25 protein-coding genes are annotated in these 26,582 nt (G+C 44.1%); 10 read left to right on the top strand and 15 right to left on the bottom strand.

What is annotated here, in order from left to right:
* The 6 genes from F955_RS04725 to sdsA all read right to left on the bottom strand — a co-directional run bounded on the left by F955_RS04725 (position 1) and on the right by sdsA (position 10,154).
* Positions 1-357: a YbjQ family protein gene (locus F955_RS04725; RefSeq protein ID WP_004891882.1), complete on the bottom strand. Its 357-nt coding sequence runs from the start codon at positions 355-357 to the stop codon at positions 1-3.
* 110 nt (positions 358-467) lie between these two features.
* A complete protein-coding gene (gene adeK / locus F955_RS04730) occupies positions 468-1,913 on the bottom strand; it encodes a multidrug efflux RND transporter AdeIJK outer membrane channel subunit AdeK (protein WP_004891885.1) in 1,446 nt (481 codons plus the stop codon).
* Complete coding sequence (locus F955_RS04735) at positions 1,913-5,092, bottom strand: efflux RND transporter permease subunit (protein WP_004891888.1); 3,180 nt, start codon at positions 5,090-5,092, stop codon at positions 1,913-1,915. The genes adeK and F955_RS04735 overlap by 1 nt, the downstream gene beginning before the upstream one ends.
* Positions 5,093-5,104: 12 nt before the next feature.
* On the bottom strand, positions 5,105-6,373 hold the full coding sequence (locus F955_RS04740; protein WP_004891890.1) for an efflux RND transporter periplasmic adaptor subunit: 1,269 nt from the start codon (positions 6,371-6,373) through the stop codon (positions 5,105-5,107).
* 745 nt (positions 6,374-7,118) lie between these two features.
* Positions 7,119-9,161: a site-specific recombinase gene (locus F955_RS04745; RefSeq protein WP_004891896.1), complete on the bottom strand. Its 2,043-nt coding sequence runs from the start codon at positions 9,159-9,161 to the stop codon at positions 7,119-7,121.
* 15 nt (positions 9,162-9,176) lie between these two features.
* Entirely contained in the window at positions 9,177-10,154 is a 978-nt protein-coding gene (sdsA, locus tag F955_RS04750) for an All-trans-nonaprenyl-diphosphate synthase (protein ID WP_004814857.1), read from the bottom strand.
* A gap of 456 nt (positions 10,155-10,610) precedes the next feature.
* Here sdsA and rplU point away from each other — a divergent pair, with 456 nt between their 5' ends.
* From rplU to F955_RS04790, 8 genes are all read left to right on the top strand, one after another.
* The gene (rplU, locus tag F955_RS04755; protein ID WP_004814860.1) at positions 10,611-10,922 is read left to right on the top strand and encodes a 50S ribosomal protein L21; all 312 of its coding nucleotides are present in this window, start codon (positions 10,611-10,613) and stop codon (positions 10,920-10,922) included.
* Positions 10,923-10,941: 19 nt separating this feature from the next.
* The gene (gene rpmA, locus F955_RS04760; protein WP_004814861.1) at positions 10,942-11,196 is read left to right on the top strand and encodes a 50S ribosomal protein L27; all 255 of its coding nucleotides are present in this window, start codon (positions 10,942-10,944) and stop codon (positions 11,194-11,196) included.
* A gap of 240 nt (positions 11,197-11,436) precedes the next feature.
* On the top strand, positions 11,437-12,129 hold the full coding sequence (gene lolA / locus F955_RS04765) for an outer membrane lipoprotein periplasmic chaperone LolA (protein ID WP_004891898.1): 693 nt from the start codon (positions 11,437-11,439) through the stop codon (positions 12,127-12,129).
* Positions 12,130-12,302: 173 nt separating this feature from the next.
* The gene (locus F955_RS04770; protein WP_004891901.1) at positions 12,303-13,058 is read left to right on the top strand and encodes a DUF3298 domain-containing protein; all 756 of its coding nucleotides are present in this window, start codon (positions 12,303-12,305) and stop codon (positions 13,056-13,058) included.
* Positions 13,059-13,158: 100 nt separating this feature from the next.
* Positions 13,159-14,430 carry a serine--tRNA ligase gene (gene serS, locus F955_RS04775; RefSeq protein ID WP_004891904.1) on the top strand — a complete coding sequence of 424 codons (1,272 nt, stop codon included), beginning with the start codon at positions 13,159-13,161 and terminating at the stop codon, positions 14,428-14,430.
* A 71-nt stretch (positions 14,431-14,501) separates the two neighbouring features.
* A complete protein-coding gene (gene cysG / locus F955_RS04780; protein WP_004891907.1) occupies positions 14,502-15,875 on the top strand; it encodes a siroheme synthase CysG in 1,374 nt (457 codons plus the stop codon).
* A gap of 37 nt (positions 15,876-15,912) precedes the next feature.
* Entirely contained in the window at positions 15,913-16,389 is a 477-nt protein-coding gene (locus tag F955_RS04785; RefSeq protein ID WP_004814872.1) for a tRNA (cytidine(34)-2'-O)-methyltransferase, read from the top strand.
* Positions 16,390-16,564: 175 nt separating this feature from the next.
* Positions 16,565-16,954 carry a hypothetical protein gene (locus tag F955_RS04790; RefSeq protein ID WP_017401621.1) on the top strand — a complete coding sequence of 130 codons (390 nt, stop codon included), beginning with the start codon at positions 16,565-16,567 and terminating at the stop codon, positions 16,952-16,954.
* Between the two features lie 81 nt (positions 16,955-17,035).
* On the opposite strand, the gene F955_RS04795 is transcribed toward F955_RS04790, so the two are convergent.
* The 6 genes from F955_RS04795 to rpoD form a co-directional block, all read right to left on the bottom strand.
* A complete protein-coding gene (locus tag F955_RS04795; RefSeq protein ID WP_004891913.1) occupies positions 17,036-18,427 on the bottom strand; it encodes an APC family permease in 1,392 nt (463 codons plus the stop codon).
* 268 nt (positions 18,428-18,695) lie between these two features.
* Complete coding sequence (locus tag F955_RS04800) at positions 18,696-19,880, bottom strand: iron-containing alcohol dehydrogenase (protein WP_004891916.1); 1,185 nt, start codon at positions 19,878-19,880, stop codon at positions 18,696-18,698.
* A gap of 1 nt (position 19,881) precedes the next feature.
* A complete protein-coding gene (locus F955_RS04805) occupies positions 19,882-20,415 on the bottom strand; it encodes a hypothetical protein (RefSeq protein ID WP_004891919.1) in 534 nt (177 codons plus the stop codon).
* 75 nt (positions 20,416-20,490) lie between these two features.
* The gene (gene lipB, locus F955_RS04810; protein ID WP_004891922.1) at positions 20,491-21,150 is read right to left on the bottom strand and encodes a lipoyl(octanoyl) transferase LipB; all 660 of its coding nucleotides are present in this window, start codon (positions 21,148-21,150) and stop codon (positions 20,491-20,493) included.
* Positions 21,151-21,317: 167 nt separating this feature from the next.
* Positions 21,318-21,605: a YbeD family protein gene (locus F955_RS04815; RefSeq protein WP_004814884.1), complete on the bottom strand. Its 288-nt coding sequence runs from the start codon at positions 21,603-21,605 to the stop codon at positions 21,318-21,320.
* Positions 21,606-21,715: 110 nt separating this feature from the next.
* Positions 21,716-23,602, bottom strand: a complete 1,887-nt coding sequence (rpoD, locus tag F955_RS04820; RefSeq protein ID WP_004891926.1) for an RNA polymerase sigma factor RpoD — start codon at positions 23,600-23,602, stop codon at positions 21,716-21,718.
* 397 nt (positions 23,603-23,999) lie between these two features.
* On the opposite strand from rpoD, the gene F955_RS04825 reads away from it, so the two are divergent.
* Positions 24,000-24,206: a PA3496 family putative envelope integrity protein gene (locus F955_RS04825; RefSeq protein WP_004814888.1), complete on the top strand. Its 207-nt coding sequence runs from the start codon at positions 24,000-24,002 to the stop codon at positions 24,204-24,206.
* Between the two features lie 72 nt (positions 24,207-24,278).
* Positions 24,279-24,803, top strand: a complete 525-nt coding sequence (locus tag F955_RS04830) for a YecA/YgfB family protein (RefSeq protein ID WP_004814890.1) — start codon at positions 24,279-24,281, stop codon at positions 24,801-24,803.
* Positions 24,804-24,880: 77 nt separating this feature from the next.
* Here F955_RS04830 and F955_RS04835 read toward each other — a convergent pair whose 3' ends face one another.
* The 3 genes from F955_RS04835 to F955_RS04845 all read right to left on the bottom strand — a co-directional run bounded on the left by F955_RS04835 (position 24,881) and on the right by F955_RS04845 (position 26,577).
* Positions 24,881-25,321, bottom strand: a complete 441-nt coding sequence (locus tag F955_RS04835; RefSeq protein ID WP_004891928.1) for an ABZJ_00895 family protein — start codon at positions 25,319-25,321, stop codon at positions 24,881-24,883.
* Positions 25,322-25,506: 185 nt separating this feature from the next.
* Complete coding sequence (locus F955_RS04840; protein WP_004891931.1) at positions 25,507-25,929, bottom strand: ABZJ_00895 family protein; 423 nt, start codon at positions 25,927-25,929, stop codon at positions 25,507-25,509.
* Positions 25,930-25,959: 30 nt separating this feature from the next.
* A complete protein-coding gene (locus F955_RS04845; protein WP_004891933.1) occupies positions 25,960-26,577 on the bottom strand; it encodes a DedA family protein in 618 nt (205 codons plus the stop codon).
* Between the last annotated feature and the right edge of the window lie 5 nt (positions 26,578-26,582).

A 26,582-nucleotide genomic window follows, 5' to 3' on the forward strand; every position in this document is an offset into this window, starting at 1 on the left:
TTAACCTGCTGACGGGAAGGGATCTGGAAGCTTTGGAACATTCGGCTCCACTACCACCGCTGTACCATATACAAATAGTTCAGATGCACCTTGGGCGATGTTAGACGTTGAGAAACGAATGCCGACAATTGCATTGGCACCCATCTGACGAGCTTTTTCAATCATCCGGTTCATCGCTTCTTGGCGCGATTCTTCCAGAAGTTCGGTATAGGCAGTCAGCTCACCGCCAACAATATTTTTCAAACCTGCGAGCAAATCACGGCCAACGTGTTTACTACGTACCGTACTGCCATAGACCACATCGATTTGACTGCTAATAACATGTCCCGGGACGGATTCCAGATTACTGAGTAGCATAAGGGATAGAGAACCTGATTCTGTTCCTTTGAAGATAAGAAACTCCATGATAAAAAGCAATAAAAAAGCCCACCGAAGTGAGCTTTTTCAATAAGATCGAAAACCGAGACTTACTGCTGATTTGCCTGTTTACGTTCAGCTGTAGATGGCGGGTATTGAATCGTATCTGAGGTATTGGTTTTTAAACCGCCACCCAAAGATTTATACAATTCTACCTGATTGTTCAAATTGGCTTGTTCCAACAACAATAAACCTTGTTCTGCTGCATAAGAGGTACGCTGTGCATCCAACACGGTTAAATAGTTGTCAATGCCTGCGCGGAAGCGTGCATTAGACAATTTGTAAGTGGTATTGGTCGCATCAACCAAGCGTTTTTGTGCCGCTAAACGATCACCAATATTTTGACGAACTGCCAAAGCATCATTTACTTCGCGGAACGCAGACTGAATTGATTTTTCATAATCAGCCAACGCAATTTCCTGATCCGTTTCTGAAATTTTGATGTTGGCTTGACGTGTGCCCCAATCAAAAATTGGCAAGTCGATGCTCGGGCCCACTGCCCAAACAAAACTGCCTGATTTAAACAAATCACTCAAGTCAGTTGACGCATAGCCTGCATTGCCCGTAAGGCTAATGCTTGGAAATAAACGTGCTTTTGCTGCGCCAATATTGGCACCCGCAGCCGACAGTCGATACTCTGCAGTACGGATATCAGGACGGTTATTCAGCAAGTCACTAGGTAAACCTGCACCCATTGCGGTAGTGTTGGTAATACGCGTCACACGCTGCGTTGGTAATAACGCACTTGGAACTTGTTCGCCCACCAGCAAGTTCAGCAAGTTTTGTGCTTGCGCGACTTGGGTTTTATAGTTGGCAACATCATTACGTGCCGTTTCGACAGAAATTTGCGCCTGACGCACAGGCAGCTCGCTATCAATACCAACATCAAAACGCTTTTTGTTCAGATTGTAAGATTCAAGCTGCGTTTTTAACGTCTGATCTGCCAGTTTTAAATTGGCATTGGCAAATGAGTAGTTGAGCCATGCTTGCGCCACCTGACCAATCAAGGCAATTTGTGTGGCATCGCGTGAGCTTTGGGTGGCTAAATAGCTGTCCAATGCATTGTCTTTTAAGCTACGTACACGTCCCCAAAAGTCCAACTCATAAGCAGTCACACCTAAACCGACGTTATAGCGTGTTTGTGCGCCACCGCCTTGATCTTGACGTAATACACTGCCACTTGCACCAATGGTAGGTAACTGGTTGTTTTCGGTAATTTGATAGGCTTGTTGGGCACGTTGGATATTCAGCGTCGCTGTGCGTAAATCACGGTTATTGTTCAATGCCATATCTAAGACTTGTAACAAGCGTTGATCGGCAAAGAAATCTTTATAACCTTGTTCAGCCACTGAAGTACCCGATGCAGCAGTATAGCTGCTTGGAATACTTGTCTGAGCGACGGGTTCTGGCCCACGCATACTTTGACAAGCTGTCAAAGCAAGCGCGAGGGCAGAAACCGCAATACCACGGCCTGTATGCGACCATAAGTTTTGCATCACGATACATGCTCCTGATGATTTTGTTGTTTTGGTTTGTATTTAAAGATACTTCTAATCCAAACATAGAATACAGGAATAAAGAAGATCCCTAACAAGGTTGAGCTAATCACACCACCTAAAACACCATAACCGACCGAGTGTTGGCTACCTGCACCCGCACCTGATGAAAGTGCAAGCGGCAATACACCAAAACCAAAGGACAACGTGGTCATAATGATTGGACGTAAACGCATTTTTGCAGCATGCAAAGTCGCTTCAAACAGGTCTTCACCTTTTTCTTGTAGCTCTTTGGCAAATTCCACAATCAAAATCGCGTTTCTAGCAGATAAACCAATCACGGCAATAATTGCCACTTGGAAGTAAATGTTGTTGGATAGGTTCGGGTTTTTGAACAAAATCATGCCCCCGAAGGTAAGCAATAACGCTCCGACAATACCCAACGGTACCACCAAGAGGACTGAGAATGGAATAGACCAGCTTTCATACAAGGCCGCCAAACATAAGAATACAATCAGTAATGACAGTGCATAGAGGAATGGTGCCTGATCGCCCGATTCACGTTCTTCAAGCGATAAACCTGTCCATTCATAATCAAAGCCATTTAAGCCCATAGACGGTAGTTTTGCGACAATTTCTTCCATCGCTTGCATGGCTTCACCAGAGCTGACACCTGGCGCAGGTGAACCCTGAATGTTCTTGGCAGATACACCGTTATAGCGTTCCAAACGCGGTGAACCATAAGTCCATTCACCTGTTGCAAAGGCAGAGAATGGCACCATATCACCACTATTGTTGCGGACATACCACTTGTTCAGGTCTTCAGGCATCATGCGAGAGTCTGATTCAGCTTGAACATAGACTTTTTTCACACGACCACGGTCAATGAAATCATTGATATACGAACCACCCCAAGCCATGCTCATGGTGCTGTTGATTTCAGCAATGCTGACACCTGCCGCACCTGCTTGCGCTTGGTCAATAATAATACGGTACTGTGGTGTATCTTCCTGACCATTTGGACGCACCCCCATTAAGCGTGGGTCTTTCGCTGCTTCACCCAACACTATATTACGTGCCATGGTGAGTTTTTCGTGGCCATTGCCCGCAGCATCTTTCAGTTGCAAGTTAAAGCCTGAGCTGACACCTAATTCTGGCATCGCAGGAAGCTGTAATGGCATGATGTAAGTCGCATCTTTCACAATCATGTTCAGTGCCATACCACGTTGGATAATTGCACCAATTTGTGATTCAGGGCTGGTACGCTCACTCCAATCTTTTAACTTAATGAACGCCATACCTGCGTTTTGACCAATCCCTGAGAAAGAGAAGCCCGAAACACTAAATACCGATTGCACATGCTCTTTTTCATTTTCTCTGAAAAAATTAGACATGCTGGTCATGGTAGCTTCAGTACGTTCCAAGGTTGCATTTGGTGGGAGTTGTACCAATGTCATCACCACACCCTGATCTTCATCAGGTAAGAATGATGATGGTAGTTTTTGGAACAATAACACAATAATGCCCAGTACCACTGCATATAAAACCCCCGAGAAGATTTTATGATGCGTCATGCGGTTAACACCGCCTTGATATTTAACTGAGAGCTTATCGAAACTGCGGTTAAACCAGCGGAAGAAACGTGCAAAAATACCGTTGCTTTCTGGCTTGTTTGGATCGTGCTGTTTAAGAATCGTGGCACACAGGGCAGGGGTAAAGGTCAATGCTACTAATAGTGATAGCACCATTGCAGTCACAAGGGTAATGGAGAATTGACGATAAATAACACCTGTCGTCCCACCAAAGAATGCCATAGGTACGAATACTGCAGACAATACCGAGGTAATCCCGATCAGTGCGCCTGAAATCTGTTTCATCGACTTTTCAGTCGCCGCTACAGGGTCAAGATGTTCTTCGACCATGACACGTTCTACGTTTTCCACCACGACAATTGCGTCATCGACCAATAAACCAATCGCCAATACCATGGCAAACATGGTCAGAGTGTTAATCGTGAAGCCAAACATATTGATTACGGCAAAAGTACCCAGTACCACCACAGGCACGGCCATGGTTGGAATAATTGTGGCACGCCAGTTCTGCAAGAACAGGAACATCACAATAAAGACCAAAATGATCGCTTCAATTAAAGTTTTAACAACACTCTTAATCGAAAGTTCAATGAATGGTGTGGTATCAAAGGCCAATTCATCCTTTAAACCCGCAGGGTAGTTTGGACGTAACTGTTTGAGACGTTCTTCCACAGCAGCAGCAGTATCTAGGGCGTTAGCACCTGTAGACAATTTAATTGCGACACCGCCTGCAGGCTTACCGTTGTATTTAGAAATAAACTGATAGTTGTCTGCACCAAGTTCAACACGCGCAACATCACCCAAGCGAACCTGAGCACCTGAAGCTGTATTTTTTAGAAAAATATTTCTAAACTGCTCAGGCGTCTGCAACATACTTTGCGCAGTTACCGTCGCATTCAAAGCTTGACCTTCAATTGCAGGTGCACCGCCCAATTGACCTACCGCAACCTGTGCGTTTTGGGTGCGAATGGCTTGAGCAATATCACTTGGTGTGACTTGCAAACTTGCCATTTTGGCAGGATCCATCCAAATACGCATTGCGTATGAACCACCAAAGACTTGAAGTTCACCAACACCTGCAACACGGCTAAGTGGTTCAGAGATGTTTGAGTTTACATAGTCATTAATGTCTGACGCCGATAGGCTTCCATCTGGAGAGTAAAATGCAAGAACCTGCATAAAGCTCGCACCAGACTTGGTGACTTTTACACCTTGACGTTGTACATCTTCAGGTAAAAGCGCCGTTGCCGATTGCAGTTTGTTCTGTACTTGAACTTGAGCAATATCAGGATCGATGCCTTGTTCAAAGTTCAAGTTAATAGACGCTTGACCATTACCCGCACTGTTTGAAGAGATATAACGTAGACCATCCAGACCATTCATTTGTTGTTCAATGATTTGTGTTACCGTGTTTTCCACAGTTTCAGCAGATGCACCCGGATAGGTTGCAGCAATGGTGACCGTTGGCGGTGCAATGGTCGGATATTGGGCAATTGGCATGTTGGTGAGGGTAATAACCCCCGCCAGCATGATCACCAATGAAATCACCCACGCAAAGATAGGACGATGAATAAAAAATTGAGCCATAAACCTTACTCCTTATGCTTTGGCAGCAGGTTTTTGTTCAGATTGTTCTTTTGCATCATCCGCTTTTTGCGCTGCACCAGGTTGTTGGGCAGCAGGTTGTGCAGCACCCTGTGGTGTAGCAGCTTGAGGCTGGTAAGGTTTAGCCACGACCTGTTGTTCCGGTTTTACTTTCGCAATACCATCTACAATCACTTTATCACCCGGCTTCAAACCTTCAGTCACGATCCAGTTTTGGCCTTGTGTACCCGCAGTCGTGACTGGGCGTGGGATTACCTTATTATCAGCACCCACTAACATTGCCATAGCTTGACCGGTAGGCGTACGTGTTAATGCCGCCTGAGGAATCAGGTAAGCATTTGGTACTTCACCCTGAACGATTTGCGCAGTAGCAAACATACCTGGTAGCAACAGGTGATTCTTGTTCGGGAATACTGCACGCAGTGTCACTGTACCAGTTTCAGGATTCACGCTGGCATCAGAGAATGCTAAACGGCCTTCAACCGGATAGATGCTGCCATCTTCCAGTTTTAACTTCACACGTGTGTTATTAGAGCTGTTCAGGTCACCTTTACTCAACTGCTGACGCAGACGCAGCAATTCCGCACTTGACTGGTTAATGTCTACATAGATCGGATCCAGACGCTGAATGGTTACCAAAGGCTCTGGCTGGTTTGCAGTTACCAGCGCACCTGCAGTGATTGAAGAACGGTTAGTTTGACCAGAAATTGGCGCACGTACAGTTGAATAGCCTAAGTTAATTTGAGCATTACGTAATGTTGCACGGTTCGCATTCAAATCAGCTTCAGCCAGTTTAACCTGCGCTACAATATCATCATATTCCTGCTTGGAAATCGCATTAGTACCAACCAGTTGACGGTAACGACCTTCTTTAACACGTAACACGCCCAGATTTGCCTCAGCACGTGCAATTGCTGCACGAGCATTGTCCACTGTGGCACGGTTAGTACTAGAGTCAATTTCATACAGCGCCTGACCTTCACGGACATAGCTGCCTTCGCTGAATAAGCGTTTTAGCACGACACCAGTCGCCTGTGGACGTACTTCTGAAATCTCAAATGCTGTTGTGCGACCTGAGAGTTCAACAGACTGCTCAACGCTTTGTGGCTGTGCAACCAGCACACCAACTTCAGTCGGTGGCATTTGCTGTTGAGCACCAGCTTGCTGGCCCTCTTTAGGATCTTTGCTACAGCCAACAAGCGCGATACTTGTTGCTAATGCGCAAGCAGTCAGGGCAGGTGCCCAAAGCTTTGCAGACATCATTGTTCCACCTCGATTAGATTTTTATCTAAATTTTTTATTTGTAACTTATTGTATTTAAAAAAATTAAACACAATGACAAGATCCAAATAAAACTTATACTTCGGTCGGCGATTACTTTTAGAGGAAACCATATTCACCAAAGGTTTTTTAAAATTCTTATGCCCATCACACCATCAGTTTATGAGGAAGATATTGCTGGCTGATGTAAATCACCAAGCGACATAACTGGAATGGGCAATCTGTATTGTTCAATTTATGAAACATCCAAAATGCCATACTGAGGCAATGAGAATTTTAAGTCGCCATTTGAGAATAAATCCTCCAAGAATTCCGATACATATAAAATTAAGTTTGCATACTTTTTATACCAAACTGGGGCAATACACCAGCAGATGGTTAAAAGTAATACAAATGGCATGCCATACAGGCACCTTATGGCTGCGGTTATTTAATACAGACAGATCTCTGTGTAGTACTTTATTTATTCAGCAATCAGCAAATCAAACTTGCTATAAGCTGAATCAAGATGAACGAACACACTGAAAATCAAATAAAAAAACCGACAAAAAGCAACAAGTAGGGCATGCCAAATATCCTTGTTCTTTCTAACCGACATGATACCGGTTAACCGTCTGTCCTGAAGTGTACTTGTCAGTACACTTTTTTTCAAGTGTGCGTAATTTATACAAAATCCATATTTTTATTAGGTAATTCTGTTGATAAATCAATAAGAATTGTCTCAGTTTCAACCTTTGCTGGTTGTATGATTTTTGTCAATATCAACATCTTGCTTTGGTGGCCAGAAGAAATCGCTCGGTCGAGTCAGGAAATGGGTCATGACCAGTTTCGCCAGTGGTTTCCATTGTTCGAAACGCACCCGACGTGCACGTAATGCCACAATAATGGTCAGACTAAAACTGACAAACAGGTTGGTCAGACCAATCAGTAGAACACCTAGAAATGACACCACCACCAGGCCAATATCAGGCCCATTAATATTTATCAGTCCTTGAATAAAGTTGGCTGAAGCAAAGGCAATATGACGAATATCCAGCGGCATACCGAGAATAAAACCAATGGTGCCCATACTGCCGAGCATAATCCCGAAAATAAAGTTACCCCCCAAGGCTCCCAAATTACGTTCCATATATTCAGAAAATTTGTTTAAGCGCTCTTGCCCCATCAGGTTAGCCAGACGGGCATGGGCTTTCAGACGTGGTCCGACCTTACGATATACCGCCATATTGTCAAAATAACCTGCGAGCAGGCCAGACAGGAACAGGCAAACCCCGGCAATCGCAGCATGTGGAATCGCAAGTGAAGTAAACGGGTTCAGGTCATGTAAGGTCTTGGCCGCTTTGGCATGATTCATTAAAGGTTCATGAAGGGCAGCATCCCACATAAAGGTCAGCAAGGCAGCAACGGGTATGGCAATTGAAACATTTCCCAGAATTGCTACAAACTGGGTCCGGATAATATTCACGATCAATGCAGCCAGTTCAGCAATCTGAGCGGTTTTAGAGCCTTTACGTTGCTGTACGGTAGAAGCCAGTGCAGCTGCGGTCATCGCGGGCTGTTTGGTCGCTACAGTAAAATGCAGCACATGGATGAGCATAAAGCCCAATGAGTAATTCATACTGTAGCTAAAAGCTTGCATGAGCGGTGCCATGGTGACACGTGCCATGAGTATCTTCAGGGTAGCCATAGTGGCAATAATGACCCCGGCACCCGCTGCGGCCTTATACATGGCCAGGAAGCCCTGCTTGTCGGTACTTACATAATGCTCTCCAGTTTTGGAAGCATTCTCAGTCACCTGTAAAGCCAGTAATTCGCTGTTGGTCGCCAGCAGGGAGCGGACACTACGTTCACTATAAAGTGCTTCAGTAATATCTACCAGAAAATACCCCATAGACTGATAACGCAACTGGTCATCATCCATGATCATATTCAGCAGAATTTCAATCCGTTCCAGACATTGTTCCAGCAGGGCCAGCATGTAGGTCAAACTGACACTTACGCCAATGCGTTTGGTGGAGCGGCGAATTTTCGCGACGACATCATGACATTGCTCAAGCATCACCATTGCCTGAGAAGCGTCTGGTGGCAGGATTGAATCCACCAGTTCTACATTATTAAAGCGCTTTTTATATTCCTGAATAAATTCATTGATCTCACGGTTCTGAATCAGAAAAGGCGATTCATATTCCATCAGTTCAGGCTGGGCATTGATAAATTCAGGATGCAGGGCAATACCACTGACGCGATATGACAGGATAGTCAGTGCCTTGATCAGTTCATCTTTAATCCGGGTTTTTTCAGGCTGATTAGAATGACCCTGATTCATCACGCTAAACAGTCGCAGCCAGTCTTCATCGGCCAGATAGTCGAGCCAGTAGCGGTCACTGCGTTCATGAAATACCCGACGCATCAGTTCCTGCAGGCTTTTATCATCCGGAATCATGGGTAGAATATGTGCACCAATACGCTGATTGAGCTGATTCCAGAAACCGTCCAGGGATAAAATACCTGTATCAGAAAACAGGCTGGTCTGTTTGTAGCGGTTAATCACGCGCAGCACAAAGGTCTGCAGGGTAGAAACCGCATTGGGGGTGATCAGTAAAGACTGTAAAAACGCCTGAAATTTTTCTTCGATTTCTTCGGTATTCTTGCTGTCTATTGGTCGTATACGATTCACGAGTTCAATTAACAGGTTTTCATCCAGCTTCGCTTGAGGCTGCTCAAGCTGTTGCTGCATGCTTTGGAAAATATCGAGAAACTTAATATGCATAGGCGAGGTGGGTATCTATTGAATGCGATGAAGCGCAAGTTTGGCCAGGTTAATCAGCGCCTGACGGTATTCAGAATCCGGCAGTAGATCCAGTGCAGCGATCGCAGCTTCGGTTTCTTCAGTCGCACGCTGACGGCAGTAATCCAGAGCACCGGATGCATTGACAATATGAATCACCTGTTCAAGGTGGTCAGTACCGCCCGTTGCAATGCTCTTACGCACAATCTCGAAGTCATCCCCAGAGGTATTCTTCAGTGCCGCAATCAATGGCAAGGTCGGTTTACCTTCCATCAGGTCATCCCCGATATTCTTGCCCAGTGTTTCTGCATCTGAAGTGTAATCCAGAATATCGTCAATGATCTGGAAAGCATTTCCAAAGTGACCGGCAAAAGTTCGTAGCGGTGCTCGGAACTCTTCTTTACCAGTCAGGATGGCAGCACCTTCAGTGGCCAGTTCAAACAGGCGAGAAGTTTTACCATGAATAATATTTAAATACGTTTCTTCAGTTGTTTCAGGCTGATGTTGCGATTGCAACTGCAATACTTCACCCTCGGCAATTTCACAGGTACCAGTTGAGAAGTCCTTGAGTAAGACCATATTGTTCAGATCAACCAGTAGGTCAAAGGCACGTGAGATCAGGAAGTCACCGACCAATACGGCAGTCTGGTTATTCCAGGTCGCATTGGCAGTTGGACGGCCACGGCGCAGGCCAGACTCATCCACGACGTCATCATGTACCAGCGTTGCAGTATGTAGCATTTCAATGATCGCCGCGAGTTTACGATGCTGATCCAGATCATCTGCGCCACAGGCTTTGGCTGCCAGTAAACACATAATCGGGCGCATACGCTTGCCACCGGCTTCAACCACATGTTTGCTCACTGCCATGACTAAGGCAACTTTTGAAGTAATCCCCTCATTAATGAATGTGTCCATCGCAGCAAAGTCGTGTGCCACAGGAGCGAGAATATCTTGCTTAAAGTCGATGGTCATGTGAAAGGAAACCTCTAGTTTGGTAAATCTCAAGTCGGTAGTTTAACAATTTATAACATCCATGAAACATAAGAAACGTACAAACTCCACTAAAAATCAGTTTTTTATGATGAATATAATCCATCCAGCCCGATTCTGGTGGCTGACTGTACTCTATCGATTTACCTCTACGGATCATGTACTCTGAAATTTGTGGCTCAGTATACTACTCAAAAATAACCGTCCGGCTCTGTTGATTTTTGTAGCGAAAAATTGCATGAGTGTCTGATTTTACTAAAATTAGTATAATCTCAAAGAGATGGATAAATGCGTTCATCAATATTTCTATAAAATGGCTTGTTGTTTATACGAATATCCCTTAAAATCTTTGCCCTTGTATAACCCCCAGTGGCGTACGTTTTAAGACCGGTATATCCCTTTATCGGCACGACGACACGGGCATATTTGGAGTACATTATGTACGCAGTAATCCAAAGCGGTGGTAAACAGCACCGTGTAGTTGAGGGCGAAACCCTTAAAGTTGAATTATTGAAAGCTGAAACTGGCGCAACTGTTACTTTTGATGACGTGTTGATGCTTGTAAACGGTGAAAGCATTCAAATCGGTGCTCCAGTGGTAGCTGGCGCTAAAGTAACTGCAGAAGTAGTTAGCCATGGTCGTCACGACAAAATCCGCATCATCAAAATGCGTCGTCGTAAGCACTACCGTAAACAACAAGGTCACCGTCAATGGTTTACCGAGTTGAAAATTACTAGCATTTCAGGCTAATTACTAGGAGTAATGAGACATGGCAACTAAAAAAGCCGGTGGTTCGACTAAGAACGGTCGTGATTCGAATCCTAAGATGTTAGGTGTTAAAGTTTACGGTGGTCAAACTGTAACTGCAGGTAACATCATCGTTCGTCAACGTGGTACTGAATTCCACGCTGGTGTTAACGTAGGTATGGGCCGTGACCATACTTTATTTGCTACTGCTGATGGCGTAGTAAAATTCGAAGTGAAAGGCCAGTTCGGTCGTCGCTACGTATCTGTTGAAGCATAATCTGCGACAATAGAAAAAACCCACAGATTCTGTGGGTTTTTTTATGCTTGAAGATTGACGAGTTAGTCTGAAACATATGGCTGAAGAATAAACGGTGATCTTCATCATGATGAACAAAAGCAGGGATTTTGCATTAATAACAATACAAAACTTCTTATTTTCTATCATCTTAGTTTTTGAAATTCGTTTAAGATGAGCCATTAGATAAATAGCGATATGCAAATACAAAAAGGTGAGATTATGAATATGCTTCGTAAAACTGTATGTGCCATAACAATCGGTGCGGCAACACTGGCTCCTGTCATGAGCACGACTGTATTTGCCGCAACTGCAGCGACGGAGCAGCAAGCCACTGCCAATCTGGTGAAGCAGCTCAGTAATATCCGTAGCTTAACGGCAAACTTTGAGCAAGCCACCAAGATTACCAATCCGAAAGCAACTCAGAAAAAGGGTTTGAGCGCCCAGCACATGAACCAGACCTTTCGTGGTGTGATGAAAGTGCAGCGTCCGGGTAAATTTTATTGGGAAACCACGGCACCTTCGAAACAGACAATTGCTACAACAGGAAAAACTGTCTGGATCTATGACCCAGACTTGCAGCAAGCCGTTCGTCAGAGCCTGGATGAACAAGTCTCCAATACACCAGCATTATTGCTCTCTGGAAATACCAACCAGATCATGCAGTCTTATCGTGTGACACAGCCAAACAAGGCCAAGACCTATTACAAGCTGTATCCAAAGGCAAGTGATGGTGTGTTTGAAAGCCTGACGATTAGCTTTGGCGCTAACAAGGCACCGAGTCTGATGATTCTGGAAGATTCATTGGGTCAAACTACCTATATCAACTTTAGAAATGTGAAAGTGAATGCCAGCATTCCGGCATCTACCTTTAATTTCACACCGCCTAAAGGAACGGACATTATTGATCAATAAGCATCAATATCAGCAAAATAAAAAAGCAACCTTCGGGTTGCTTTTTATTTGCCAATAATAGAAATGGATTTGGAGACATTACAAGGTTTGCCTATATCTGGAGATTCAGGCGTTTTAGAATAAACAAAAGTCAAGTCAATGAAATTATGAAATTTCAGGTGCTTAGGATGAAAATGACTTCATTTAAAACCGGCTGGATTAGCTGTATTTTATGTTTAAATATTGGGTTGTTTGCCTGTCAGCCTCAAACGCCCTCAGTCAATGCATCTGCGCAAACAGAAGAAGCAGGGCAAATACAATCCAAAACCATTCCGGTTAAAGGTGTTAATCAGGTCGTGTGCGAAGTAGAGAGTTGTGTGCGCTTTGATCTGCAAACTGTAGATACCAATATGGCTTGGATTGACCGGTATTTTCTAGAGCGTATCCAGCGTACAGAACCAGTTGCCTTTCGCACAGTAAGCGGTGATAAAATCAAAACAAAGGACCAGCAGAAATTTTTTGAGCAGCGTTCCATTCAGGTCAGTTACCTGAATCAGCATGGTCATTTAGCGACTTTCATATTCAAAACTGCTCATCAGCCTAAACGTGCAGCACAGCCACAATCTCATACTGAATACGTCAATCTGGACCTTAAGCAAAAGAAACGTCTGGCTCTTTATCAAATCATGCTGGGCAATACTGAAGGAAAGTTAAAACAAAGCTTGTATCAAGAAAACAAAGACTGGTTGGATCGTGCCCAAATAACATCAAAGCAATTGGAATTAAGTGACAATTATTATTTTGACAGTCAAGGTTTGGTACTGATTTATCCAGCAGGTGAGTTGAGCAAATCCACAAGTGCAATGGTAGAATTAAAAGTACCTTATACGGCATTAAACGGGATCATCCGACCTGAGTATTTATCCATTTTGCCAAGAACAACCCCTTAAATATTGTGCTAATAAGGCGCAGCCATTCACCAGGTCACTGTATTTTTTGCCGTTAAGAGCTTACACTATAGCCAGTTTTTTTCTTATCTAAAGATTGGCTATGATCGACCCGAAATTACTCAGAAATAATATTGAGGCTGTAAATTTAGCCTTGGCAAAACGTGGTGTTCAACTGAATGTCGAAGAGTGGGCATCACTTGAAGCTCGCCGTAAAGAAATTCAGTCTAAAACTGAATCGCTACAAGCTGAGCGTAATGCGGGTGCGAAACAAGTTGGCCAAATCAAAAAAGCCGGTGGCGATGCGTCTGAAATCATGGCACGCATGTCTGCAATTGGCGATGAAATTAAAGCAGCAGAAGCAGCACTAGCTGAATTGCAAGCTGAACTGGAAGAAAAATCCCTGTCTATTCCAAACTTGCCAGATGAATCTGTTCCTGAAGGTAAAGATGAGTCTGACAACGTGGAGATCCTGAAATGGGGTACACCACGCGAATTTGATTTTGAAATCAAAGATCATACTGACCTGGGTGAAATGATGGGCGGTCTGGAGTTTGAAACAGCAACTAAATTGACTGGTTCACGTTTCAGCGTTCTTAAAGGTCCTTTAGCGCGTCTACAACGTGCGTTGACTCAATTCATGCTGGATACGCACACCACCCAAAATGGTTATACCGAAGCCTATGTACCGTATTTAGTAAATGCTGATTCGCTACGTGGCACGGGTCAGTTACCCAAATTCGAAGAAGACCTGTTTAAGCTGCAAGGCGAAAAAGAATTTTATCTGATTCCAACAGCTGAAGTGCCAGTAACCAACTTCGTGCGTGACGAAATTATTGATGCCGACCGCCTGCCATTGAAATATGCTGCACATACGCCATGTTTCCGTAGTGAAGCGGGCTCTTATGGTCGTGATACTCGTGGCCTGATCCGTCAGCACCAGTTTGATAAAGTTGAAATGGTTCAGATCGTAAAACCTGAAGATTCTATGCAGGCGCTGGAAGATTTAACTGGTCATGCGGAAGGTATCCTGCAAGCTTTAGGCCTTCCATACCGTAAGATCATTCTATGTGGCGGTGACATGGGCTTTGGTTCAACCAAGACTTATGATCTGGAAGTTTGGGTACCAAGCCAAAATACCTATCGTGAAATCTCTTCCTGTTCAAACATGGGTGATTTCCAGGCACGTCGTATGAAAGCGCGTTACCGGGCCGACCAGAAGAAAACTGAATTTGTGCATACTTTAAATGGTTCAGGTCTGGCAGTGGGTCGTACCTTACTTGCTGTGATGGAAAACTACCAACGTGCAGATGGTTCAATTGAGATCCCTGAAGTATTGCGTCCGTACATGGGTGGTGCAACTTACATCGACTAAATATCGGTGTATGCACCAAAATGTGCATGAAAATTGCTTAGACAGTCAGATCTAAATATTTGAGGCTTTTCGTGGATATTTTCCCAATCTCGTTAAAGTTGCAGCAGCAACCCTGTCTGATTGTTGGTGGTGGACATATTGCGTACCGGAAAGCGGTATTGCTACAGAAAGCAGGCGCAGTTATCTCGGTAATTGCACCTGAAATTGAAGCAGCTCTGCTTGAGATTATTCAAGCAACTGCTGGCCAATATGTTCAGGCACCTTTCAATCCTGAAATTCCATTACGCTCTTATCGTCTGGTGATTGCAGCGACTGATGATGCTGAAGTCAACCGTCAGGTCTTTAATGCCTGTGAAGCTGAAAATGTTCTGGTGAACAGTGTAGATGATCCACCGCATTGCCGCTTTATGGTTCCGGCGATTATTGACCGTTCACCGCTAGTGATTTCGGTAGCATCAAATGGTACGTCACCGGTGTTATCCCGTCAGATTCGTACCCAGCTAGAGACCACCATTCCACATGGTATGGGTAAACTGGCTGAATTCTCTGGGAAGTGGCGTAGCGCGGTAAAAGCCAAGATTACTCATCCTGATGAACGCCGTATTTTCTGGGAAGAGCTTTATGCTAGTCCTTTGAAAGAACAGGTCTTTAATGACAATCTGGCTGAAGCTGATCATCTGATTGAACAGGCGCTACTGGAATGGCAAAAGCCAAAAGGTGAGGTTTACCTCGTTGGCGCAGGTCCTGGTGATCCAGAACTCTTGACCCTAAAAGCATTGCGTTTAATGCAACAAGCCGATGTGGTGATTTATGATCGTCTGGTCTCTGCACCAATCATGGACTTGTGCCGCCGTGATGCAGAGAAGATCTACGTCGGTAAGGCACGATCTAATCATGCAGTGCCACAAGAAGGGATCAATGCCTTACTGGTAAAATATGCCAGTGAAGGTAAGCGTGTCTGTCGTCTGAAAGGTGGTGATCCGTTTATCTTTGGTCGTGGTGGTGAAGAGATTGAAGAACTGTTCGCTGCGGGTGTGGCTTTCCAGGTGGTGCCAGGTATTACCGCGGCTTCTGGCTGTTCAGCCTATGCTGGTATTCCACTGACTCATCGTGATTATGCGCAAAGTGTACGTTTCCTGACAGGTCATTTAAAAGAAGGTTCACCCGAGCTGCCTTGGAGTGAACTGGTCTATGAAAACCAGACTTTAGTGCTGTATATGGGTTTGGTTGGGCTGGATAAGATCTGTACGCAACTGATCGCGCATGGCCAGCGCCCGGATATGCCGGTGGCCTTAGTGTCTAAAGGCACTACACCTGAGCAAAAAGTAGTAATTGGAACGCTCCAGAATATTGCATCTAAAGTTTCTGAGCACCATATTCAAGCACCAACTTTGACCATTATCGGTGAAGTGGTGCGTTTACGTGAAAAACTTAAGTGGTCGTAAACGACCACTTAACTCCTCCCAAGAGTAGAGAAAAGCTGTGATCCATGTTGTTTTATATGAGCCTGAAATTCCTGCCAATACAGGTAATATTATTCGCCTATGCGCAAATACGGGAGCACAGTTGCATTTAGTCAAGCCGCTGGGCTTTGAACTGGATGACAAAAAGCTAAAACGTGCCGGTCTGGATTACCATGAATATGCCAATATGCAAATCTGGGAAAATATTGAAGAATGTTTGGCAGACTTAGCTTCTCAAGGCATTGGTGCAGATGCGGTCTATCCATTGACGACTAAAGGTTCTGAAACCCCACATACTTCAGACTTAAATCGTCCTGTGGCTTTATTGATGGGGCCGGAAACACGTGGTCTGCCAGAAAATGTGCGTATGATGTTCCCGAAAGAACACTGGATCCGTCTGCCAATGGCTGAGAATTCACGTAGTCTGAACCTGTCCAATGCGACAGCAGTGATTGTGTACGAAGCCTGGCGTCAGCAGGGGTTTAAAACGCTTTAATTAGTTTCTTTTTTTAAGAAAAGCTGCCAATTGGTGGCTTTTTTTGATTTGTGTAACAAGGCTTGTGCAGTGGTTGGTCATTGGGCTTATCTTCGGTATAAATAATTTGAGAACACAAAAAAAGGAAAAAAACTTGAATAAGGGGTGGATCACAGCGAGTTGTGCGGTTTTATTAATGTTTAGTGGAGCAAGCCAGGCACAGCCAGAACCACAACAGCCAGCAGAAGAAGTAAAACCGCTCACTCAGGAGGAAATCAGGCAGGGTATGGCAGAGATGCAGCAGCAACTGAATGAGCGTATTGAAGCTTGGGGTAAAACCCTCAGCAAAGATGATTTTGAATGGAGTTGGCGCGGAAGGATTCTGAATCAACCAAAACGTCAGGAAGTCTGTAATATCTTCCAGGGTGTGGTGAATGAAACCTATCATCTGGCTGTACAGAACAAGGCGCGTTTGAGTCCTGAAAGTCAGGAGGTTTTAAAAAATCGTAATCTATTTATCGAACGGCTTGGTTATAAAGACAATATTGTTGATACCCGCATGGGCTTTAACTGTCGTCTAAAATGATTTTGAACTGAACTAAAAAATAAACACGTCAGAACTAAAAAAGGCGCATCAAGCGCCTTTTTTATTTGAATAAGAAGGATATTATTTATCATCAAATTCATTGTGCTGAGGAGCAGGGTGCTTGAAGCCTTTGGTTTTATAACCCAGGTACAAGATACCGCCAAATGCCCAGATCAGACCGTATTTAAGCGAAGCTTCGTCGACTTCTAGCCATAATGCAAACACTGAAATGAAGCCAAGTAAGGGAACGACGACAAAATTCATGATCTCTTTGGCACTCTTCGTGCGGCCATCACGCAGTGCATAACGTGAAATCACCGACAAGTTGACGAAACTGAATGCAGTTAACGCACCAAAGCTGATCAGTGACACGACAAAGTCAAGATCCATGAAACCAGCAGTTAAAGCAACTGCACCAGCGATCAGGATGTTGTACGACGGTGTGTAGTTTTTCGGACTAATGTGACCAAAGATTTTTTTGTTAATTACGCCATCACGACCCATTACGTACATCAGACGAGACACACCCGCATGCGCTGAAATACCGGAAGCCATAACTGTCACAATCGCAAAGTAAAGTACCACTGTCTTAAATGCCACGCCACCTACTGCTTGTAAAATATCAGGCTGTGTTGCAGCAATATCATCAAAGTAGGTTTTTGGATCATTCGGGAAAAAGATCTGCATGAAGTAAGTACTGATGATGAAAATGATACCCGCTATTAATGCAGTCAAGAAAATCGCTTTAGGCAAAGTTTTTTCAGTATCTTTGGTTTCTTCAGCCAGTGAACTTAAAGAGTCAAAACCTGTAAAAGAGAAGCATAGTAAGGTTGCACCGGTAATCAGGGCAGCAACAGAAGTAAACTCATTCCAGAATGGCTCTAAACTCCACAGTTGATACTTTGCATCGACTAATGTGCCGTCTGCATTTACGCCACCTTCCAGAAGTTGGTAAACCATCCAGGTGAAGTATGCAATGACGCCCAATTGTACGAATACAATCATACTGTTGAAGTTGGCAACAAATCTCGCACCGCGAAGGTTAATCGCAGTCATAAACGCGGTTAAACCAATGACCCAAACCCAATGGTTCATGTCTGGAAAAAGTGCTTCCAGATAAATCACCGCCAGAATGATATTGACCATTGGCGATAACAGGTAATCCAGCAAGGATGACCAACCCACCATGAAACCTACGTTCGGGTGGATGGATTTTTGCGCATAGGTATAGGCCGAACCCGAAGAAGGGTAGCGACGAATCATATGACCATAGCTCAAGGAGGTTAACAAAATTGCAATCAGTGCAAAAATGTAAGAGGTAGGAACGTGGAAGTTACTTTCTTCAGATACCAGACCAAATGTATCAAACAAGGTCATGGGTTGAATATAAGCTAAACCAATAATAATGATGTGCCAGAGTCCTAGCGTTTTTTGCAGTTTAGCTGCCGATTGAGTCCCAGAGATATTAGTCAACGGCGTTATCCTCTTAATCGTTGATCAAGGATCAGTCATATTGAATAAGGATCGTTTGAGACGAACGATCCCCCCTACAGTTTTCTATAAAAGTCCGCCAATCTACTTGAAAAGAACGGCTTTTGCTAGCTATTTTTTTGACTTTTGTCCTGCATAAAATGTGCCATTCAAAAAAAGAAATCGAATTTTTTCTTATGCAAGATAAAAGCCTGATGCTTAAAAAAACATCAGGCTAGAATTTCGGCTATATTGGCTTATTTTTCAGTAATTACCAAGCCTTTTTTAAGATGGTTTTCAAATCTTCCAGGGTGGCTTCTTTCGGGTTATAAATGATGGAACCATCATTCAGGGCTTTCTCTGCCACTTCATCGAGCTGGGCTTCAGAAACCTTACCTGTTTCACTTAATGTACGTGGTAATTTAGTCAGAGCATAAATACGGTCACGCATCGCTAGAATGGTTGCAATCGCTTTATCGGCACGCAGATGCCCCGGGGTCTGTGCATAAATATCAGGGCCAGCCAGTGGGAGAAGCAGCTCTGCAATCTTGCCACCACTCACTTCCTTGTTGTATTCCAGTACATAAGGCAGGAACAGATTCATACATAGTCCATGCGGCAAGTGAGCTACCGCACCGAGCGCATGACCGAGTGAGTGCACCAGACCAACCATTGAGTTCGAAAAAGCGATCCCAGCCATGGTAGAAGCTTGTGCCAATTCCAGACGACCTTGAGCATCAGACGGATTATCCAGCACCTTAAACAGATTCTCACTGACTTTCTTCACTGCTGCTGTAGCATAAGCATCTGAAATCGGATTGGATGCCATACAGGTATAGGCTTCAACCGCATGTGTCATCGCGTCCATTGCAGTCATTGCGGTTAAATGTGGTGGCAAAGTCTGGGTCATACGTGGATCAAGAATCGCAGCATGCGGCATCAGATAATAAGATGCGAACGGCATTTTCAGGTTCTTTTCAGTATCCGATACCACTGCAACCATGGTTACTTCAGAGCCTGTTCCAGACGTGGTTGGAATCACGAAAAATGGTTTTAAGGGCTTTGGTAGGTTATGTGCGCCAGAATATTTAAGCAAGTCATCGCCACCTTCAGAGACCAGAATGTTGGTCGCTTTTGAGGTATCGATAACTGAACCGCCCCCGATGGCAATAATCGCATCGCAGTTATTGTCACGATATAGTTGTGCAGCACGACGTACTGTACCTAAGCTCGAATCGGGTGGGACATCATCAAAAATCGCTGCAATTTCTGCATCCGTCGATTCAAAAGCAGCTTCAATCGGTGCAAGCAGATTATTGGCACGTACGCCTTTATCGGTAATGATGAGTGGACGTTTGGCACCTAATGTCGAGAGTTCAAACGGAATATGTTCGAGCGCAGCATGACCGGCAATCACCTTGACTGGACAGAAAAATTCATAATAAGGCTTGGTCATGTTAGGCACTCCGTTTCAAATAAGATTGAGCAATTTTTAAATAGATGCTGCTTGCTTCAGTTAATTTTTCTTTCAGGCTGAGATTACTTGGATATTCTTTGACAGCCAGTTGTGCCACCATTTTCGGCAAAATCAAGGCTTCCATTTTATTCAGACAACGCACCAGACGAATAGCATAAGAGATATCACCATCGGCAATCATGCGGTCATGGGCAAAGGCCTGTGAGGTACTTTCCTGGAATGAAAAGACCAAAAAGGCATGATGCAAATGCTTAAAGGTGATCGTAAGGTCAGGCACAGTGTCCATAGATTTCACGAGTTCAAGTTGCTTCTCTTCAGTAACCCGGGCAATAAATGCCGGGCCGTGGGGGAAGACTTTCATGGAAAGACTGAAATTCGCCGGAAACTGGGCAACTTCCTTTTTGATTTCTTCATCGACCTGGCTTGCCATGACTAAGCCTCTGCCAATCACATCCATCATGAGTTTGACATAGGCCTGTTGCAAAGCAGGTTTAACGGATTTAGTTGCAATCACGTGATGATCCCTACCTGGAATATTATTTGTTTAGAGTAATTACTCTAATTTATTTATTGTTGAAATGCAAAGGCTTTATCTTTGCTCGACGCTAACGTCCTTAAAGTAACCGCTGCTGGTTAAAGTTTCAATAATTTCGACACACAAGTCAGCAAATTTTGGCGGGTTGTTGACCAAGTCGTTAATGCGGACCATTTCCAGTCCTGCATAGCCACATGGATTGATGGTATGGAAACCTGTCAGGTCACAGTCAATATTCAAGGAAAGACCATGATAGCTACGACCTTTACGGATTTTAAAGCCGAGAGAACCAATCTTTCGCTCATTCACATAGACACCGGGTGCATCCGGTTTGGCATAGGCTTCAATATCATACTTCTTGAGTAGCTCAATCATCAGGTTTTCGACATAGGAGACCAGCGTACGGACGTTCCAGCCAAGACGGTTCAGATCAAACATAAAATACGCTACCAGCTGGCCCGGACCATGCCAGGTGACTTGACCACCACGATCGGTCTGAATTACCGGAATATTGGATGGCATCAGAATATGTTCCGGCTTACCCGCTTGCCCTTGAGTCAGGACATCATGGTGCTGCAAAATCCACAACTCATCCGGGGTGTTTTCATCACGGTTTTCAGTCAGGGCTTTCATTTCCAGAAAGCGGTCTTCATAGGGAGTCAGGTCATTATATTGACGAATAATCAGGCAGGGTTTTTGAACCGCATCAGTCACAGTGTGCGTCCTTGGAAAGATTAAAAAATACTGCTAATAATTATAATGATTTCAGCGGCAGATAGGGGAGTGATTGCTCGTCATTGTCTACAGTAAATTCATAAGCATAAAAAAAACACGCCCATAAGCGTGTTTTTTTATGTACCTGGCATGAAGCAAAATCAGGTTTAAAGCGCAGTTTTGATCAAAGGACAAGCAGCCAGATCTGCATAAACAGCATGTACCTGTTCAAGTTCAAGGAAACGGAGCTGTGCAGTGATCGAATGATATTTACCTGTACGTGAAGGCGTAACGGTCATTTTACTGCCATCAAATTCAGGAAAATGCTTTACAAAGATCTCATTTACGGCCTGATGCAACTCAATACCAGCAAGGCCAATCAGTTTGATCGGGTAGTCCATCGGGAAAACCCAAAGATGTTCTTGTAGTTCACGAGATGGTGTACGGTCTAACATGTAGTCCCCCTATTCGAAACGCCTGCATGAGCGCAGGCGTTTGGGTCTGTCTGGATACATAGATGGAGACTATCAACTGAGTTTCAAGTCTCTATCAATTGTATCAAATCTTAATCATTTTCCAGGAATGAACGCAGGTGTTCAGAACGGGAAGGATGACGCAGCTTACGTAAGGCTTTCGCTTCAATCTGACGGATACGTTCACGGGTTACGTCGAACTGTTTACCTACTTCTTCCAAAGTATGGTCAGTTGGCATGTCGATACCAAAACGCATTTTCAGGACTTTCGCTTCACGTTCAGTCAGGTTTTCCAGTACTTCACGTGTCGCTTCTTTCAGGCCTTCCGACGTTGCAGCATCCACAGGAGAGGTGATGTTGCTGTCTTCAATGAAGTCACCCAAATGTGAATCTTCATCATCACCGATCGGTGTTTCCATCGAAATAGGTTCTTTAGCGATTTTAAGTACTTTGCGAACCTTCACTTCGTCCATTTCCAGACGTTCGCCCAGTTCTTCCGGAGTCGGTTCACGGCCCATTTCCTGAAGCAATTGACGAGATACACGGTTGATCTTGTTAATGGTTTCGATCATGTGAACTGGAATACGGATAGTACGTGCCTGATCCGCGATTGAACGGGTAATCGCCTGACGAATCCACCAAGTTGCATAAGTCGAGAACTTGTAACCACGACGGTATTCAAACTTGTCCACGGCTTTCATCAGACCGATGTTACCTTCCTGAATCAGATCCAGGAACTGCAAGCCACGGTTGGTGTATTTCTTCGCAATCGAAATGACCAGACGTAAGTTCGCTTCAACCATTTCTTTCTTGGCACGGCGCGCTTTGGCTTCACCCACCGCCATACGCTTGGCGATGTCTTTGATGTCACGAACTTTCAGATCAAGTTCTTTTTCAATGTCTGCAATCTTTTGCTGGAATGCCAGCACGTCAGGGCGTACTTTTTCCAGATAAGCTTTTTGATCGGCAGGCGCTTTCGCAATTTGCTCATCTAACCAGGCTGGATTAGATTCCTGACCTGGGAAAGAAGTACGGAACTGGGTACGATCCATACGGCCACGACGGACTGCATAACGCATTACTTCACGTTCTGCACTACGGATCTGGTCGTGGGTACCACGAATCATTTCAGAAATGATATCGAACAGGCGCGGTGTGAACTTGAACATCATGAACACAGTAGCTAAAGCTTGCAGTGCCTCTTCTGCTTCTTTGCTGTTGCGGCCATGCTTTTCAATGACAGCCTTGGTATTTTTCCATGCATCTGAAAGTTCAGCAAAGCGAACTTTAGCGATTTCTGGATCTGGACCTGAGTCACCTTCAGAATCGTCATCACTGTCAGACTCTTCTTCATCTTCCTCATCATCCAGTTTTACATCTTTGGTTGACTTGGTAGTTGCTTCTTCATCTTCTTCGATGTCAGCGACTTCTTCCAGCACTTCTGGAATATCATCATCAGTTTCAGGGTCTAAATAACCTGAAAGCAGGTCGGCCAGGCGGCGTTCGCCAGCTTCATAATCTTTGTATTCTTGTAGTACAACTTCTACGGCATTTGGCCAGTAAGCAATGGAGTGAAGAACGTCACGGATCCCTTCTTCAATACGTTTTGCAATGCTGATTTCGCCTTCACGCGTTAAAAGTTCAACAGTACCCATTTCACGCATATACATACGTACTGGGTCAGTTGTACGACCTGGCTCATTTTCTACAGATGCAAGTACTGCTGCAGCTTCTTCTTCTGCAACTTCATCGGCAGCTTCTGCAGTATCCTCAAACATCGCATCATCAGATTCAGGCGCGCGATCATGTACCGGAATGCCGACGTCATTCAACATCTGAATGATATCTTCAATCTGTTCACTTTCTGTGATGGAGTCCGGGAGATGATCGTTAACCTCAGCGAAGGTTAAATAACCTTGTTCTTTGCCTCGGCTAATCAGAGCCGCTACTTGCGAAGTAGGGGAAGTCATATCGCTCATCTTTGCTTACTCTTCGTTGAATCTGTGACAGTAAAAAATCGTACAGCTCTGCACGATTTAAGCTCGTTAAATTTATTGAATAGCCTACATATTTCATCAGAGTATTCAGCATTAAGGCTGTCTGACAAAATATTTAAAATGAAATTCAGTAATTTAAGATGGGGATGAATTTGTTATTTTCAAGTCCAGCCCCGGCGTATCTGTATCTGACCAAAAATATATAGTCAAAAAATATAAGGACGCAGGGTGGATTATATCATGCCATACAATTTACTTGGAAAAAAAGCCCTAATTACAATTTTAAGGTACTAAAATTTAAATAAAACTTGACAAGTATTTTTAGGCAAGATAAATAGCGCCTAGGACCCTTTACATTTTTCACAATGAGGTAGTTTTAGTGTCTTCTACAGATTTTGAACTAGATGATAACTACGGTGATGATGATGTTAGCTTCGATGAGGCTTCCAGTAAGCTCAGCGCAAAAGAGTCGTTGGAAAAACGTCGTCTGATTGATGACCTGTTGACTCAACGCCGCCTCGAGCGCGAACTCAAAGATTTTGACTACGACTTCGACGATGACGATGACTTCGACGACGAAGATTAAGCAATTCGGATTTAGCATGGCCTGAATAAATGCTATGCTAGGCCTTTCGGAATTTCTAAGTTTGGATATTAGATGAGTGCTTTAGATTTAGACCTGTTGAGTGACTATCTGGATGGCGACCAAAATGAGTATGGTCTGGATTTCGCGGCAACTCACGGTTTCCTGTGTGCAATTGCAGTAGGTCCGCAGTTTGACAGATGGCTGGATGAGCTTTTTGATAACAATCAGAAAAAAGTTCCAGCAGCAATCATCGAACAGGTTAAAGTATGGCTGGAGTCTATCCGTCAAAGCTTGGCCAATGAAGAAGGCATCACTTTCCCGTTTGAAATCGAGGAAGCAGATACCGAATCAAGTCTTGGTGACTGGAGTGTGGGCTTTGTTGATGCCATGTTCCTGAACGAAGAAGCATGGTTTGCAGAAGAATTTGAAGAACAACTGGTGGATTTAACCCTGCCAATCATGGTCTTCAGTGGGATTGATGAAGAAGACCCACAAATGGAAACTTTCCGTCGTAACGGCCAGTTAATGGACGAGCTTGCGGAAGAAATTCCAGAAAACCTGAATGAATTGTACCTGATGTATCATACACCAGATTAATTCTCCCAAATCAAAAAAGCACCTTCGGGTGCTTTTTTCATATCTGCTTTTTATATCTGTGATTTTAAGCTAAGCAACTATTTTTTAGCCTGTTTTTTGGCTTCCAAACCTTTAAGTGCGCTTTTACTCATCCAGCCGAAACATAAGGCAAGGACAACATATTGAATCGCCAAGCCTAGCAGCAATACGCTTATCCAGATGCCAAAAGATAAAGATTCCAGCATGCCGAGGATAATTTCCCGTTGTTCTGCAATACCCAATATTGATAAGGATAAGATCAAGCCAATGAGTACGCTAATGCCCAGACAACCCCAAATTAACTGTTTTTTCTCTATAGCACTTGGTAGACGCTGTTGATCCTGAACAAATTTGATCGCTGCCGCTGCCCCTGCACCGAATAATGCCGGGATGGCAGTGCTGCTGCCAGGCAAATCGATAAACATATTTAAACCAGCGACAATCAGAATCGCGACCAGATAAACTATAGTGAAATAGCCAAAATATTTTTTAATCATCATTTTTATCTCGAATATTGTGTTTTTATTGTTGTTGCTTGTGTGGTTGAAAATGGGAAAAGCTATACCAACAAGTTTGTTTATTTTAATAATTTGCTCGAATATTCAGCAAGATAAATTAAAAGAATACGACGAATGTCACGTGAAGCATAGAAGGATCACGTGACATGATTTGAACTAGATTGAAATTAAGCGTGTTTCTTTGGCTGTTTAGCCAAGCTATAGCGGGTATAGCCATGATAGGCGACATGAAACAGGGCGGCATGCAAGGCAATCAAGGCAACGACAATAAATGAATTTGGGCCTCGGCCTGTATAATTCATTCGGCGCAGAATTTCCTCGGTATAAGGGTGCAGCCAGATCATCACCAAGATAAAAATAAAGCCAAGGCTCATGGCAATAATGGTAGAGCCCCAGACCAAGGTATTTTTTTCCTTGGCGTCAGGTACACGCAGTTCCTTATGCACAAAATGCCGGGCACTCAAGAATGCTGCTGCAATTAATGCAGGAATGAAGATAATGGCACCCAAGTTTAACCAATACACAATCATGCCGACCAAAACCAGCAAGGCAAGATAAACGGCTGCAAAATATTTAAGATAATGCGACATCGTTCTGGCCTCCTAAACAGGACTTACTGTTCAGGATGGACGATTTTTGCGTTGATGTCTACGGTACAGAACCCAGCCGATAATAATCGCTACAATTGCAATAATGATGTAACTGACCTTGCTAAAAATCTGATGCATCAAGTTCTGATTTTCGCCGAAATAAAATCCAACACAGGCCAGGAAAGTCGTCCAGATGATTGTTCCCAAGCTGCTATAAAACATGAATTTCCAGAAGGGCATACGACTCATTCCAGCAGGAATACTGATCAGGGAGCGCACTGCGGGAATCATACGTCCAGCAAAAACAATGCGATGACCATACTGCTCGAACCATGCTAAAGATTTTTTTACATCATCAGATTTAATAAACAGATATTTACCATAGCGGTCGACAAATCTGAAAATCGATTCATGACTGAATTTATAACCAATCCAGTAAAGTAAGGCAGCAGCCAGCAGGGAGCCGAGGCAACCCGCAATGATCACGCCGACCAGTACTAATTGACCTTGGGACGCGGAATAGCCCGCAGATGGCATAATGATTTCAGAGGGAATAGGCGGGAAGACATTGTCGAGGAACATGAGCAGGGCAATACCCCAATAGCCCAGCTGTTCCATAATAGAAATAATCCAGTCAGTCAGATTCATAAGCA

The organism is Acinetobacter schindleri CIP 107287 (assembly GCF_000368625.1).
Taxonomy (GTDB): domain Bacteria; phylum Pseudomonadota; class Gammaproteobacteria; order Pseudomonadales; family Moraxellaceae; genus Acinetobacter; species Acinetobacter schindleri.